Origin of the sequence: Paraburkholderia oxyphila NBRC 105797, from assembly GCF_000685075.1 — a bacterium.
Classification (GTDB): domain Bacteria; phylum Pseudomonadota; class Gammaproteobacteria; order Burkholderiales; family Burkholderiaceae; genus Paraburkholderia; species Paraburkholderia oxyphila.
The window spans coordinates 1-15,031 of sequence record NZ_BAYD01000167.1; the positions used below are offsets into that span (position 1 = coordinate 1).

A 15,031-nucleotide genomic window follows, 5' to 3' on the forward strand; every position below is an offset into this window, starting at 1 on the left:
GTTCCAGGGAGGTGCAGCGTGAGCACTGAAGATCGAGTCGACAGTATCCAGCGCGCGCAAAACTTCGACGACCTGCATGACGCGATGCAGGGATTTCTCGAAGAGGCCGAAGGCCGCTATCCCGCTCTCGCGCAGGCCGGAACGCTGAAGGCGTGCATTGGCGGGAGCGCGTTCGCGCAAGCCGTGAGCGAACTGAAGCAGTATCAATCGCTCACGGGCGAGACTTACCCCGACGTCCATCGCGTGGTCCAAGCGGCCGCGGCGAAGCATGCAGAGTTGAGCGGCACGAACACATAGATTCAGCAGACTGCTTCCCCACCTGGCAGCGCGGTGCAGATACACCGCGCTTGCTCCCGTTCGCTTTGCCTTGACCATCACGCTTGCTCCGTAGACGCTGCGAGTGCCTTCGCCGTTGGGCGGATGGCGCATCGCTGTGCAGTTCGTAGATGCAAGAATAAAGTTGCGAGCCCGCTTCATGACGCACAGAATGGCCGGACTTTTTAGAGTACAGTTCGGCGCGCCGCAGTACACTTGAATGGCTGTGCTGTTTGCGACAAAAGCAAAAAAGGAAGCAGGGGGAGGGACGCTGTGAAACTCTACGAGAAGCTCGCGGAGGACATTGAATCGCTGATCCGCAAAGGCGTTTATCGGCCCGGCGACCGTGTTCCATCGGTTCGGCAGGCGAGTCAGCAGCACCGCCTCAGCATCACCACCGTGATACGCGCGTATTTGCTGCTGGAAAGCCGTGGCGTGCTGGAAAGCCGTCCGCAATCGGGCTTTTTCGTGAGCTTGCGAATGGCCGAAGGCAACCGGCCCGCAGGCGAATTGCGCCCGACGCAGCCCATTGCCGTATCGGCCAGCGTCGACGTGAGCCGCCTCGTGCTGTCGACGCTGCGCTCGATTGGCGCCGACGACGCCGTGCCGCTCGGCTCGCCTTATCCCGACCCCACGCTGTTTCCGTTCGAGAAGCTCAATCGCTATGCGTCGGCCGTGGGGCGCAACAAGGCGCTCTGGGGCATTACCAACGCGCTGCCGCCGGGCTGCCCGGACCTCGTGCGCCAGATCGCGCGGCGCTACCTCGAAAACGGCATGGCCGTGGACCCGAACGAGATCATCGTGACCGTGGGCGCCACGGAGGCCATCAACCTGTGCCTGCAGGCGATTGCCAAGCCAGGGGACGTGATCGCCGTCGAGTCGCCGACGTTCTACGCCATGCTGCACGCCATCGAGCGCTCGGGCATGAAAGCCATCGAGGTGGCGACGCATCCCGAGCACGGTATCGAAATCGACGCGCTCGCGAAGATCATCGAATCGCAGCCCATTGCGGCCTGCATGGTGATGCCGAATTTCCAGAATCCGCTGGGCTTTCAAATGCCCGACGCGCGCAAGCGCGAACTCGTCGAACTGCTTGGCAACGCGCAGATTCCGGTCATCGAAAATGGCGTCTATAACGAACTGTATTTCGGCGCCTCGCACCCGACCACCTTGAAATCGTATGACAAGAAGGGCATCGTGTTGCATTGCGGCTCGTTTTCGAAAAGCCTGACCGCCGCGTATCGCATCGGCTGGGCCTTGCCTGGCCGCTATCGCGACGAGGTCGAGAAGCTGAAGTTTCTGAACACGCTGACGACCTCGGTGATTCCCCAACTGGCCATCGCGGAGTTTCTCGAACGCGACGGCTACGAGCATCATCTGCGCCGCGTGCGCAAGAACTATGCGCAACAGGCCAATATGATGAAGGCGATGGTCGAGCGGTTTTTCCCCGCCGGCACGCGCATGTCGAACCCGGCGGGCGGCTACGTGCTGTGGGTGGAGCTGCCGCCGAAGGTCGACTCGATGAAGCTCTACCAGATGGCGCTCGAGCGCGGCATTACGATCGGCCCCGGCTACATGTTTTCGATCTCCGACAGCTACCGCAATTTCATCCGCCTCAATTACAGCAGCCCATGGTCGAGCGAGATCGAGCAGGCCGTCATTACCGTGGGGAAACTGGTTACGCACTGCGCGCGCTGATGTGCTGGGTCGATGGCACTGGACACACAAAGGTGAGTTCGAAGGTGTAGTGTTCAAATACGTTCAAGCGCAAACGGCATTCTGGAATGCATGAATGCCGATACATTGCATCGGGGCTTTTGTATCGACATGAAAGGAGTGGTGCAATGTCGAAGGATTCCAGTGCTGCATCCGAACGCGATTTCACCGCGGGCGTGCCGCTCGATGACATCGCCGACGATGGCATCTTGACGGGCCAGGTGGGCGACGAATCCGTGCTGCTCGTGCGCAAGGGCGGCGAATTGTTTGCCGTCGGCGCGACCTGCACGCACTACGGCGGCCCGCTGGCCGAAGGGCTCGTGGTGGGCGATACGATCCGCTGCCCGTGGCACCACGCGGCGTTCTGCCTGCGCGACGGCCAGGTGGCGCATGCGCCCGCGCTGGACGGCCTCAAATGCTGGCGCGTGGAGCAGTCCGGTGGGCGCGCCTTCGTGCGCGAAGCGCTGCCCGCGGAGGCGCCGCCAAAGCTGAGCACTGCGAAGGTCCCGGAGTCGGTCATGATCGTCGGTGGTGGCGCGGCCGGCAACGCTGCCGCCATGACGCTGCGTAGCGAGGGCTACGAAGGGCCCATCACCGTCTGGAGCGCCGATGCTTCGCCGCCCTATGACAGGCCGAACCTCTCGAAAGACTATCTCGCGGGAACGGCCGATCCCGCATGGCTGCCATTGCGCTCGCCCGAGTTCTACGCAGCACAGCGTATCGATGTGCGCTGCGACCAGCGCGTGGTCCAGATCGATCCGGCGAACAAGACCATTGCGCTTTCCAACGGAGCGCATGAGCACTACGGCGCCTTGCTCATGGCCACCGGCGCAACGCCCATCCGGCTCGCGGTTCCCGGCGCGCAGTTGCCCCATGTGATGGTGCTGCGCTCGCTGGCCGACTGCGACGCGCTGATTGCACGGCTCGCCACAACGCGTCGCTGCGTGGTGGTAGGCGCGGGTTTCATCGGACTCGAAGCGGCGGCCGCGTTGAGAACGCGCGGTGTCGAAGTGCACGTGGTCATGCGCGGCGCGCACCCCATGGAAAAGGTGCTGGGCGCGGCACTCGGCGACATGCTGAAAAAGCTGCACGAGTCGCATGGCGTGGTGTTTCACGTTGATACGGATGTCAACGAGATCACGGCAACCAGCGTGAAACTCTCGACTGGCGACGAGCTGCCCGCCGAGCTCGTGGTGGCGGGGATCGGCGTCGCGCCCGAAGTCGCGCTGGCCCAGCAGGCGGGGCTCGCCATCGATCGCGGCGTGGCCGTGAACGCGTATCTTCAGACCAGCGCAGCAGGCGTCTACGCCGCGGGCGATATCGCGCGCTGGCCCGATCCGCACACGGGCCAGCGCATCCGCGTCGAGCACTGGGTCGTGGCCGAGCGCCAGGGCGTGGTCGCGGCGCGCAACATGCTGGGCAAGCAACAGCGCTTCGAGGCGGTGCCGTTCTTCTGGACGCAGCACTACGACCTCGCCATCAACTATGTCGGCCACGCCGAGGGCTGGGACCGTGTCGATATCGATGGCGATCCTGCCGCGCATGCGTGCGCCGCCACGTATTGGCGCGGCAACCAGCGCCTCGCGGTCGCGACCGTGGGCCGCGATCTGGAAAGTCTTCGCGCGGAAGCGGCGTTCGAAGCGCAGACACCGGTTCAATGACGTCAAATGTGAGGAGCGATGCGATGGCCCAACAACTCATCGTCGCTGTGTTCAACAGCGTGAGCGACGCGGAAGATGCCGCCCAGGCGATCCGCAAGCTCGAAGCCGCGGAGCCGGGCTTCAAGGTCGAGAGCGGCGTCATGGCGGAAAAGGACAGCGCCGGCAAGGTCAGCTTGCTCGGCACGAAGACGCATCCGTTCTGGGGCGTGGTGATCGGTGCCGTCACGGGGAGCCTGATCGGGCTGCTGGGCGGGCCGTCGGGCGCGTTGCTCGGCTTTACGATAGGCGCCAGCACCGGGCTCGCGGGCGTCGCGCTCGCGGACATACTCGACCACGAGTTCGTGCATGCGATCGGCAACGCGTTTGCGCCCGGCACGGTCGCGATCTTTCTGGAGGCGAGCGAAGCGTCAACAGCGCAAGTGGACACGCTCGTGGCGTCGTATCACGGAACGATCCACCGCAAGCCGATGGCGCAATGACAGTCGGGCAGGCCGCCTCGAGGGAGGCGGCTTCCACACAGGGTGCATGCTCGCTTATTTATGCATCATCGCCCTGACGAGAAAGTGAAATGGCAGCGTAAGGAGAACGGTCGCGCCAAAGCCGACGCACCAGAGAATAAACACCCACTTCAGGTCGTGCAGAAAACCGTGGCGCCGGTCGGTTGGTTCACGTTTCATCATCTGCTCCTCGCCGGAAATTTCATCGCTTACTCCGAAAACGCGCAGCGGCGGCACGATTGATGGGTCGGGGCGGTGCGCAAATTATGGCACCGGCGCCCGCAAGCAATCAACACGTTCGCCTCAGTCACCCGCATCAATCGTTCGCTCATCAATGGGGACTCCAAAATGAAAGCCGAATCTCAACCCAACCCTCGCATCAAGGAGCGCGAGCAATCGGGGCCGCACCTGACCGCGCACGAGCACGTCGGCCTGAATGGAAGAATCGCGCTGACCATTACCGACGCCGTTGGGACGATGTGGTGCGCCTACGTCTTCGCGATCATTGCGCTCATCAGCCTGCCGTCGTCCATTGCGGGCGGCGTGTCGACGCTCGTCGCCTGGGTCGCGCAGACGTTTTTGCAACTGGTGCTGCTGTCGGTCATCATGGTGGGCCAGAAGGTTGCGGCCGCGGCGTCGGACAAGCAGGCGCTGCAAACCTATAAGGATGCGGAGGCGCTCCTGAAGATTCAGGACGAAGTGCGCAGGCTCATCGAAGTCAACAACGCGCTGACCGAAGCGATTCATCGCGCCGTCATGGAGAAGGACGGTTCCGCCGCCGCGCAAAAGCAGATTGCCGGCGAAGCAAGGCCGTCGGCGTGACTGAGGCGGGCGCCGCGAGTCCATGCGTCTCGCGCGCGCCCCCATTACGTAAGTTGATACGATGCGCGCCCCGTTCCGGCCAGATTGCCGCCATTGACGATCAAATACTCTTCGCGTATGGGCGCACCGCCAAAGAAGCTCTGCAGAATCTCGAGCGTGCCCGCCGCATAGCGCGCCTGTGCAGAAAGTGTCGTGCCCGAGATATGCGGTGTCATGCCATTGAAGGGCATGGTTCGCCACGGATGATCGGGCGGCGCGGGTTGCGGAAACCAGACGTCGCCCGCGTAGCCCGCGATCTGGCCGGACTGCAATGCGCGCACGACCGCGTCGCGTTCCACCAGCTGGCCGCGCGCCGTATTGATGAGATACGCGCCGCGTTTCATCCTCGCGAACATGGCGTCATTGAAGAAGTGTTCGGTGGAAGGATAGAGCGGCAGCTGCAGGTTCACGATATCCACGGCGCGCACCAGCGACGCCGCATCCGGATGCCAGGTGAGCGCCAGTTCGCGTTCGATCTCCGGCGCGAGGCGGTGGCGCTGGGTGTAGTGCAGCGCGAGACCGAAGGGCTTGAGCCTGCGCAGCACCGCGAGACCGATTCTGCCTGCGCCGATCGTGCCGAAATGCATGCCTTCGATGTCATAGCTGCGCTCGACGCATTCGGCGATGTTCCACCCGCCGGCGGCCGAAAAAGCATGCGAGGGCACGTAATTGCGCACCTGCGTGAGGATGACCATGACCACATGCTCGGCCACGCTGATGCTGTTCGAACCGGTCACCTCGGCAACGGTAATGCCCGCCTGCGCTGCGGCCTTGAGATCGACGTGATCGGATCCCACGCCCGCAGTTAGCGCGAGCTTGAGTTTCCTGGCTTTGGCGATGCGCTCCGCGCTCAGGTAGGCAGGCCAGAACGGCTGCGAAATGACCACGTCGGCTTCGGGCAGATAGCGCTCGAACGCCGAATTCGGTCCGTCCTTATCGCTGGTCACGATCAATTCGTGGCCGTGGTGCACCAGATACGGTCGCAGCCCCAGCTCGCCGGAGACGCAGCCCACCAGCTCGCCCGGCTTGAAGCCGAGCGCTCCACTGGGGTGGGGCGCCTTCTGGCCGTTGTCGTAGACGGCGATCTCCGGAATCGCGTCGCGCACATAGCGGGGCGGGTAGCCGGTTTGAGGATCGGGGTAGAGTACACACAGAACTTTGGCCATCGCTGCGCTCCGCGCTTCACCACGACAACGGCTGCGTGAACACCTTGCCGCCGTATCCGAGCACGACATTTTCGATTTCGTATTCGGGCGGCTCTTTGGCTTCGATAATGAGTGCAACGCTGCCGGGCCTGAGCTCCTCTGAAATCGATTTCGTGAGCTTGCTGTCGAGAGCGTGCTCTGCAAGCCCCGCGCCGGCCCCGATCGTCACGCCCGCCAGCGCGCCGAGCGGGCCGCCAATCAATCCAATCAGGCCGCCCGTCACCGCGCCAATGACCGTTCCCCAATACGACTCGGTGTACTGGCTGAGCACCGTGAGTTTGCCTTCCGCGCTCTTTTGGACCATCGCGCCGCTTTCGATCTTGAAGCCGTCACCATCCTTTTCGAAATTCTTGAAATCGCGGGCGGCCCGTTGTGCCACATCCAGATTGTCGAAGGTCGCAACCACCAGCTTTTGAGTCATCGTCGCACTCCTGTCTCGTTGGGCCGCATCACATCTACTAAAGATAGGCAATCGGCGCGCGCGTGCCACGCAGGTTTTGCCGATATTAACGATCGGTTGCCGGCGTGCCTTGCGTGGGCGGCTGGCAATCGAGCACTTCGGCTACATAGGCCTTGAGGGTTTCGACGATCTTGCGCACGCGCACCGGCACCGAGCGATGCGGGCGAATCAGCAGGTTCAGCGCAAGCGCCGGGACTTCGTACTGCGGCAGCAACTGCACCAGTTGGCCGCGCTCGATGGCGTCCTTCGCGGCGGGCGCTTCGAGCACGCCAATGCCCACGCCAGTCAGCACCATTTCATACATGGGCCGCCAATGGTTGGTCTTGATGGCCGTGCGGATCGCCATGCTGTCCACGATATCCGTGCCTTTCGTGAGCGGGAGCTGGTCCGCGTCGAAGGCGCCCTTGACGCGGATGAAACTGTGCTTCGCGAGGTCGGCCGGTTCGGCAATCGTGCCATGCCGAGACAGATAGTCGGGCGACGCCACGAGCAACCGTCCGACCTGGCCTTGCGGGTAGGCGATGAACGCGCCGTCGCCAAGCTGGCCGAGCCGAAACGAAATGTCCACGCCCTCGGTCACGAGATCGGCGAGCCGGTCGTTCAGGACGAGCTCGATATCGAGCCGGGGCCAGGTTTCGCGAATCCGCTTGAGGCCTTCGGGGAGCACAGTTTCGCCAAAGCAATGCGGCGCCGCTATCCGGATCGTGCCTTTGACGACCTGGTCTTCATTCGAGACTTCCGCGACGGCCTGCTCGACGGCGCCGAGCACCGACTTGCTGCGCTCATGGAAGATGATCCCCTCCGGCGTGCATTTGAATGCGCGCGCATTGCGCAGCAGCAACTGGCAGCCGAGATACTTCTCCAGCCGCTCGATGCGCTCGCTCACGGCGGGCTGGCCGATATCGAGGTCGCGTGCGGCACCGGAAATGCTGCCGCGCTCCACGACTCGCACGTAAATGCGCATGGCTTCCAGCAGATTCACGTGCCGCTCCCTGGCGTGGCCGGCCGTTTCGCCGGCATGCGCGGGGGGATGCGTGGCGGGGTGTGCTTCAGTGAGGTTCGTGGACATATCAGCCCTTCCATTCATCAAGCTCCAGATTCCTGTCGTCGCGTGCATCGAGGCGACGTGCGATGGTGAAAGGTTAAGGGGGCAGACTCATGAGTGAAATGCACAAATCGGGGCGGCGCCGAAGAGTACAGTTCTGCTACGATCGGCCTCGCGCAGGAGGGTGCCAACGAACGCCACGGAGGGCGTTGGATGAAACTGTATGAAAAGCTGGCAGACGACCTCGAGCGGTCGATCCGGCAAGGCGTCTACCGGCGCGGCGAGAAATTGCCGTCGATACGCCAGACGAGCCTGCAGCACCGCGTCAGCATCACGACTGTGCTGCGCGCGTACATTCTTCTGGAGAGTCGCGGCTTGATCGTGAGCCGCCCGCAGTCCGGCTATTTCGTGAGCGATGCAGCGGACGATGAGCAGGCGCACATTCCGGAATTGCGGCCTTCGCGGCCGGTGCCGATCTCGTCGCCGGTGGACGTGAGCCGCCTCGTGCTTTCGACGCTGCGCTCGATCGGCGTCGACGAGGCCGTGCCGCTGGGCTCGCCGTACCCCGACCCGCGCCCGTTCCCGTTCGACAAGCTCAACCGCTACGCCTATGAGGCCGGCCGCGGCAAGGCGATCTGGGGGGTGACCGATGCGTTGCCGCCGGGCAACGCGCGGCTCATTCGCCAGATTGCGCGCCGCCACCTCGAAAACGGCATGCGCGTCGACCCTAACGAGATCGTCGTGACAGTGGGCGCCACGGAGGCGATCAATCTGTGCCTGCAGGCGGTAGCGAAGCCCGGCGACGTGATCGCCGTGGAGTCGCCGACGTTCTACGCGATGCTGCACGCCATCGAGCGCCTGGGGATGCACGCCATCGAAGTGGCCACGCATCCCGAGCACGGTATCGATGTGGAGGCGCTGCGGGAGATCATCGCGTCGCAGCCCATTGCCGCGTGCATGATCATGCCGAATTTCCAGAACCCGCTCGGCTTCATGATGCCCGACGCGAACAAGCGCGCGCTCATGGCGCTCCTCACGCAGCGCGATATTCCGGTCATCGAGAACGGCGTCTATAACGAGCTCTATTTCGGCGATGCGCATCCCACCACGCTGAAGTCACTCGATACGAAGGGGCTCGTGCTGCATTGCGCGTCGTTCTCCAAGAGCCTCACGGTGGCCTACCGCGTGGGGTGGGCGCTGCCGGGGCGGTACCGCGATCAGGTGGAGAAGCTGAAATTCCTCAATACGCTCACCACGGCCACGATCCCGCAAATCGCCATTGCCGAGTTTCTCGAGCGTGACGGCTACGAGCATCATCTGCGGCGCGTGCGCAGGCACTACGCGCAGCAGGCCAATCTGATGCGGGCGATCGTGTCGCGTTTCTTTCCCGAAGGCACGCGCATTTCGCGGCCGGTGGGCGGCTACGTGCTCTGGATCGAGTTGCCGGAAACGGTGGACGCGCTGCGCCTCTACAAGCTCGCGCTGGAACAGGGCATCACGATCGGCCCCGGACACATGTTTTCAATCTTCGAGAACTCGTATAGCAATTTCATCCGGCTCAATTACAGCAGCGCATGGACCGATGAAATCGAGCAGGCCGTGATCACCGTCGGCAAGCTCGCCGGCGAACTGCAGCGAGGTTGACGCCATGCATCTCGACCTTTCGTTCTCGGTGAAGGTGTTTTCGGCCATGTTCGCAATCATGAATCCGATCGCGAATGTCCCGGTGTTCCTTTCCCTGACCGAGGGCGCAAGCGACGCCGCGAAACGGAAGATCGCGAGCATCACCTTCATTGGCGTGACCATTGGGTGCCTGATTTCAGTGAGCGTGGGCGACGCCATTCTGGGCGTATTCGGCGTCACGATCGACGACTTCCGGCTCGCGGGCGGCCTGCTCGTGCTGCTCATTGCGCTCGACATGCTGCACGGCGCCTCGAGCGCCCAGCACACGCCCCGGCAAAACGAACTGGGCGAGGGCAGCGGCGATCAGGACGTGGCCATTTTCCCGCTCACGATGCCGCTGCTCGTTGGCCCCGGCACGATTGCGACGCTGATCGTATTTGGCCACACCGCTGCGAAGCAGGGCGAGGTCGCCAGCCTCGCGCTGGGGCTCGTCGTCTTCCTCGGGCTGCTCGCGATTGCGCTGTTCTCCGCGCCGCTCATCGGACGGTTCTTGTCGCCCAAAGTGACCGCCATTACCAAACGCTTGATGGGCATGATCCTGGCCGCCATCGCGGTGGAAATGATGACCGCGAGCTTGACCGCGCTCTTCAAGGGCCTGGTCCATTAGCGATTCACCCTCGCGCGAGCGATTTCCGGGTTTCTACCTGGTCCATGCGGACGAGGCGTATGCGGGGTCGTCCCCTGATCATCGGCCTGCAAAACAGCCAGAAGCAGGCAACGCGGCCGGCGGATCAGGGAGGATCAAATTGGCGGGTTCGAAGACGAGAGTATTGAAGGGCTCAGCGGCACGCATAGGCACGGCGCTCTGCCTGATGGCGGCGGCGCTGCCCGCCGCGAGGGCGCAGGCCGACACGCAAGCACAAACGATAGGCGAAGCATTCGATTACGCCTACCCGCTTTACCTGCTTTCCACCTATCGCTGGACTGCACTCGAAACCACGAGCAGTCGTACCAGCACGACGCTCGATCATTTCGCGCATTCGCGCAAGATCGCCACGCCCGACGACAAGTGGGCGAACGGCCCCATCGTCGAAGCGCTCTATTCGACCGCGTGGATCGATCTCGCCCGCGGCCCGGTGATCTTGCGCACGCCGGACACGCACGACCGCTACACCGTGCTGACGCTGATCGACTTCTATTCGAACACGTTCTTCTATGCCGGGCGGCGCACGACGGGGACCGGCGCGCAGCAATACTGGCTGGTCGGTCCTGACTGGAAGGGTGAGGCACCCGCGGGCATGACGGCCGTGCGCGCGTCCACCAACGATGTGTATGTGAACCTGCGCGTGGCGGTGGACGGTCCCGCCGATCAACAGGCGGCCAATGCGGTTCAGGACGGCTTCACGATCACGCCTGCCGGCACGCCGTCTTCCGGCGCGCAGCCGCCCGGTCCGCCACCGCGCCTGCAACCCGTTTCCGGCGATCCGAAGAATTTCGTCGATGTGGTCAATCAGATGCTGGCCCTCGATCCGCCGCCTGAGCGCGACGAGGCGCTCATCGAGAAGTACCGGTCAATCGGCATCTGCGGCGCGCCATGCAGCTGGGACGCGTTGCCCGATGCAACGAAAGCCGCCTGGCGTGCGAGCTACCCGAAGCTCGAGAACCAGTTCTTCGCCTGGTATCTCGCCCAGGGCCACGCGCACGGCTGGATCAACTACAGCCCTCCAGGCAACAAGCTCGGCACCACCGAGCAGCGCGACTACCAGCAGCGCGCGTTCGCGCTCGCGCTCGGAATGGGCATGCTGGGCCTCGACCGCCGGGAAGCCAATTACTGGAACACCTTCGCCGACGCGCAAGGGCAGCCGCTCACCGGCGGCAAGCGTTACCGGCTGCGGCTGCCGGCCGGCGGCATTCCCTCCAATGCGTTCTGGTCGATCACGCTCTATTCGGCGGACAAGAGCGGGCAATTCCTCGTAGACAACCCCATGCACCGTTACCAGATCAGCAGCCGCACGCCGAACGTGAAAACCGATGCCGACGGCAGCATCGAGATCTGGCTCCAGTCCGATCCGCCTGCCGCCGACAAGCTGTCGAACTGGCTGCCCACGCCGGCCGGGGGCCAGCCGTTCATGCTGTTCGCCCGCGCCTATGAGCCGAAATCCAGCGTGCTCAGCGGCGCGTACCGGATGCCAGGTGTGGAAGCGCTTCCTTGAATCGACCCGGGTGAGACTCGCGTTAGACCCTAGTCGGAATGGACGATGGCGCTGTGCGAACACCCCGCTAACTTGGCCATTATTCGGCGCGACGCCGAATGACGAAGGGCACGAAGCCACGAATGCCCCAAGATCGGGAGACGGTTCATGAAGCTGACGAAATCCAGGGTGTGCGCGTTCACGGTTGCCGCGGTCGCTGCTGTTGCGGGCGCGTGCTATGCGATCGGCGGCCCCGATCAGGAGAGCTATGTTGCCGGCTTCATGCCGTGCAGCGCGGTCGATTCGAGCGGGCAGCCCCAGGACTGTGTGCCGGTCGACCGAACCCGCATGAGCATTGCCGCGTTGCACGGCATGTGATTCCCATTTGAAAGCATTGTGAAAAAAAACTGCCCGGCACGCATTTGCGCGTCGGGCAAGCGTTGTTTTCGTCACAGGAAACGGCGTAGCCCGCATCGTCCTCGAATACTGGACGATACGGGCCGGTGCGTCAGGCTTTAGCGGTGCAGGAGCCAGTCCACGATACGGCCGGCGGCTTGCTCCGGTGAGTCGACGGTCGTGTCGATGCGGATCTCGGGCTGCTCGGGCGGCTCATAGGGCGAGTCGATGCCCGTGAAGTTCTTCAGCTCGCCATTGCGCGCCTTCTTGTAGAGCCCCTTGGGATCGCGCTGCTCGGCCACGGCGATGGGTGTGTCGACGAAAATCTCGACGAAGCCGTCCGGCCCCGCCAGTGCGCGCGCCATGTCGCGTTCGGCGCGGAACGGCGAGATGAACGAGACGAGCGAGATCAGTCCGGCGTCCATCATGAGCCGCGCCACTTCGGCCACGCGCCGGATATTTTCGACGCGATCGGCCTCCGAAAAGCCCAGGTCCTTGTTCAAGCCGTGCCGCACGTTATCGCCATCGAGCAGATACGTGTGCTTGCCGAGCGCGTGCAGCTTTTGCTCGACGAGGTTTGCAATCGTCGACTTGCCCGCGCCCGAGAGCCCCGTGAACCAGACCACGCGCGGCGCCTGATGCTTGAGCGTGGCGCGCGCGTTGGCGTCGATGACCGTGGCCTGCCAGTGCACGTTCTGCGAGCGCCGCAACGCGAAATGCAGCATGCCCGCGCCCACGGTGTTATTGGTGAGCCGGTCGATCACGATGAAGCCGCCCGTATCGCGGTTCTCCGCATAGGGGTCGAACGCTACCGCGCGGTCGAGGTTCAGGTTGCACACGCCAATCTCGTTCATGTCGAGCGTGCGGGCGGCGAGGTGCTCGAGCGTATTGACGTTCACGCGGTATTTCGGCTGCGCGCAGGTCACGCCCACGGTGCGCGTGCCAAGCTTCAACAGATAGGGGCGGCCCGGCAGCATGGGCTCTTCGTTCATCCAGACGAGGGTGGCCTCGAACTGGTCGGCGACAGCGGGCGGCGCATCGGCGCGTGCGATCACGTCGCCGCGGCTGATGTCGATTTCGTCTTCGAGCGTGAGCGTGACGGCCTCGCCGCAGCGCGCGCTGTCCGTCTCGCCTGCCGCGGTGATGATCGACGTCACGCGGCTGTCGCGGCCGGACGGCAGCACGCGCACATGCTCGCCGCGGCGGATCTCGCCGGCCGAGATATTGCCCGCGTAGCCGCGAAAATTCAGGTGCGGGCGATTGACCCACTGCACCGGCAACCGGAACGGCTGGGCGAGGCGGGCATCGTCTTGCACGGGCACGTTCTCGAGATATGCCATCAGCGAGGGACCGTCGTACCACGGCGTGTTGGCGCTGGACTCGGTGACGTTGTCGCCCGCGAGCGCCGAAAGCGGAATGCTCACGATATCGTGCAGGCCGATCTGGGCCGCGAACGCACGATATTCATTCGTGATCCTCTCGAATACGTCTTGCGCATAGCCGACCATGTCGAGCTTGTTGACGGCCAGCACGATACGGCGAATGCCGATGAGCGACACGAGATAGCTGTGGCGACGCGTTTGCGTGAGCACGCCCTTGCGTGCGTCCACGAGAATGACGGCCACGTCCGCCGTGGAGGCGCCCGTGATCATGTTGCGCGTGTACTGCTCGTGGCCGGGCGTGTCGGCCACGATGAACTTGCGCTTTTCCGTTGCAAAGAAACGGTAGGCGACATCGATCGTGATGCCTTGCTCGCGTTCGGCGGCGAGACCGTCGACGAGCAGCGCGAAGTCGAGATTGCCGCCCTGGGTGCCGACCTTTTTCGAGTCCGCCTCGAGCTGGCTCAACTGATCTTCGAACAGCATCTTCGATTCGTAGAGCAGGCGGCCGATCAGCGTGCTCTTGCCGTCGTCGACGCTGCCGCAGGTGATGAAGCGAAGCAGGCTCTTTTCCTGCTGCGCGCTCAGGTATCGCTCGACATCGTCGGCGACGGTGGTGGTGACGGTGGCCATTAGAAGTATCCCTCCTGTTTCTTCTTTTCCATCGAGCCTGCGGAGTCGCTGTCGATCAGGCGGCCCTGGCGCTCGGACGTCTTGGCCAGCAGCATCTCTTCGATGATGCCGGGCATGGTGTCGGCCTCGCTTTCGATGGCGCCGGTCAGCGGGTAGCAGCCGAGCGTGCGAAAGCGCACCTTCTTCATTTGCGGGACTTCGCCCTGGCGCAACGGCAGGCGTTCGTCGTCGACCATGATGAGCGTGCCGTCACGCTCGACCACCGGGCGCTCCTTTGCGTAGTAGAGCGGCACGATGGGGATATTCTCGAGATAGATGTATTGCCAGATGTCGAGCTCGGTCCAGTTGGAGATGGGGAAGACGCGAATGCTTTCGCCTTTGCGCTTGCGCGCGTTGTAGAGGTGCCAGAGCTCCGGGCGCTGCATCTTGGGGTCCCAGCGGTGATGCTCCGAGCGCAGCGAGAAGATGCGTTCTTTTGCGCGTGATTTTTCTTCATCGCGGCGGGCGCCGCCGAATGCGGCGTCGAAGCCGTAGTGGTCGAGAGCCTGTTTGAGGCCCTGGGTCTTCCAGACGTCGGTGTGGACCGCCGAGCCGTGCGTGAAGGGGTTGATGTTCTTTTCGACGCCTTCGGGGTTGATGTGCACCAGCAGGTCGAGGCCCAGGCGCTGTGCGGTCTCGTCGCGAAACGTGATCATCTCGCGGAACTTCCACGTGGTGTCCACGTGGAGGAGGGCGAAGGGCGGTTTCGCAGGGTAAAAGGCCTTCATGGCGAGGTGCAGCATGACGGAGCTGTCTTTGCCGATCGAGTACAGCATGACCGGTTTTTCGCACTCCGCTACGACCTCGCGCATGATGTGGATGCTCTCGGATTCGAGGCGTTCCAGGTGGGTCATCATCGATAGTCTCCTCATTGAATATGCTTGGGGCGCAGGTTCTGGGCGGTGAACTGCGCTGCTGCATGGAGGAGAACTTAACTGTTGAGGGACTCAGGATTCTTCGTCCGACTAGACTAAAAGCGTTGTCGTTGCCCTCCGGGCGTTGGCCTTAA

The 15,031-nt window shown here is 63.4% G+C and carries 15 protein-coding genes; 10 read left to right on the plus strand and 5 right to left on the minus strand.

Annotated features, from left to right (window positions below; translation table 11 throughout):
- The first annotated feature begins 18 nt into the window (after positions 1–18).
- The 6 genes from BO1_RS45840 to BO1_RS58600 all read left to right on the plus strand — a co-directional run bounded on the left by BO1_RS45840 (position 19) and on the right by BO1_RS58600 (position 5,011).
- Positions 19–297 (plus strand): hypothetical protein, encoded by a 279-nt coding sequence (locus BO1_RS45840; RefSeq protein ID WP_028223318.1) that lies wholly within the window; start codon positions 19–21, stop codon positions 295–297.
- Positions 298–588: 291 nt separating this feature from the next.
- Positions 589–2,013: an aminotransferase-like domain-containing protein gene (locus BO1_RS45845; protein WP_028223319.1), complete on the plus strand. Its 1,425-nt coding sequence runs from the start codon at positions 589–591 to the stop codon at positions 2,011–2,013.
- Positions 2,014–2,159: 146 nt separating this feature from the next.
- On the plus strand, positions 2,160–3,692 hold the full coding sequence (locus tag BO1_RS45850; RefSeq protein WP_028223320.1) for an FAD-dependent oxidoreductase: 1,533 nt from the start codon (positions 2,160–2,162) through the stop codon (positions 3,690–3,692).
- Positions 3,693–3,715: 23 nt separating this feature from the next.
- A complete protein-coding gene (locus BO1_RS45855) occupies positions 3,716–4,171 on the plus strand; it encodes a DUF1269 domain-containing protein (RefSeq protein WP_028223321.1) in 456 nt (151 codons plus the stop codon).
- 84 nt (positions 4,172–4,255) lie between these two features.
- Positions 4,256–4,432 (plus strand): hypothetical protein, encoded by a 177-nt coding sequence (locus tag BO1_RS59980; RefSeq protein ID WP_156992780.1) that lies wholly within the window; start codon positions 4,256–4,258, stop codon positions 4,430–4,432.
- A gap of 105 nt (positions 4,433–4,537) precedes the next feature.
- Positions 4,538–5,011, plus strand: coding sequence for a hypothetical protein (locus BO1_RS58600; protein WP_156992781.1), 474 nt, complete (start codon positions 4,538–4,540; stop codon positions 5,009–5,011).
- Between the two features lie 44 nt (positions 5,012–5,055).
- On the opposite strand, the gene BO1_RS45870 is transcribed toward BO1_RS58600, so the two are convergent.
- From BO1_RS45870 to BO1_RS45880, 3 genes are all read right to left on the minus strand, one after another.
- A complete protein-coding gene (locus tag BO1_RS45870) occupies positions 5,056–6,216 on the minus strand; it encodes an NAD-dependent formate dehydrogenase (RefSeq protein WP_028223322.1) in 1,161 nt (386 codons plus the stop codon).
- 16 nt (positions 6,217–6,232) lie between these two features.
- Positions 6,233–6,676 carry a DUF1269 domain-containing protein gene (locus tag BO1_RS45875; RefSeq protein ID WP_028223323.1) on the minus strand — a complete coding sequence of 148 codons (444 nt, stop codon included), beginning with the start codon at positions 6,674–6,676 and terminating at the stop codon, positions 6,233–6,235.
- 85 nt (positions 6,677–6,761) lie between these two features.
- Complete coding sequence (locus BO1_RS45880) at positions 6,762–7,697, minus strand: LysR family transcriptional regulator (protein ID WP_028223324.1); 936 nt, start codon at positions 7,695–7,697, stop codon at positions 6,762–6,764.
- A gap of 276 nt (positions 7,698–7,973) precedes the next feature.
- Between BO1_RS45880 and BO1_RS45885 the strand changes: the two genes are divergently transcribed.
- From BO1_RS45885 to BO1_RS55600, 4 genes are all read left to right on the plus strand, one after another.
- Complete coding sequence (locus BO1_RS45885; protein ID WP_028223325.1) at positions 7,974–9,404, plus strand: aminotransferase-like domain-containing protein; 1,431 nt, start codon at positions 7,974–7,976, stop codon at positions 9,402–9,404.
- A gap of 4 nt (positions 9,405–9,408) precedes the next feature.
- The gene (locus BO1_RS45890; protein ID WP_028223326.1) at positions 9,409–10,050 is read left to right on the plus strand and encodes a MarC family protein; all 642 of its coding nucleotides are present in this window, start codon (positions 9,409–9,411) and stop codon (positions 10,048–10,050) included.
- A 163-nt stretch (positions 10,051–10,213) separates the two neighbouring features.
- Entirely contained in the window at positions 10,214–11,596 is a 1,383-nt protein-coding gene (locus BO1_RS45895) for a DUF1254 domain-containing protein (protein WP_028223327.1), read from the plus strand.
- A gap of 147 nt (positions 11,597–11,743) precedes the next feature.
- Positions 11,744–11,953, plus strand: coding sequence for a hypothetical protein (locus tag BO1_RS55600; RefSeq protein WP_043289061.1), 210 nt, complete (start codon positions 11,744–11,746; stop codon positions 11,951–11,953).
- A gap of 137 nt (positions 11,954–12,090) precedes the next feature.
- Here BO1_RS55600 and cysN read toward each other — a convergent pair whose 3' ends face one another.
- Positions 12,091–13,983: a sulfate adenylyltransferase subunit CysN gene (cysN, locus tag BO1_RS45905; protein ID WP_028223328.1), complete on the minus strand. Its 1,893-nt coding sequence runs from the start codon at positions 13,981–13,983 to the stop codon at positions 12,091–12,093.
- Entirely contained in the window at positions 13,983–14,879 is an 897-nt protein-coding gene (cysD, locus tag BO1_RS45910) for a sulfate adenylyltransferase subunit CysD (RefSeq protein ID WP_028223329.1), read from the minus strand. The genes cysN and cysD overlap by 1 nt, the downstream gene beginning before the upstream one ends.
- Between the last annotated feature and the right edge of the window lie 152 nt (positions 14,880–15,031).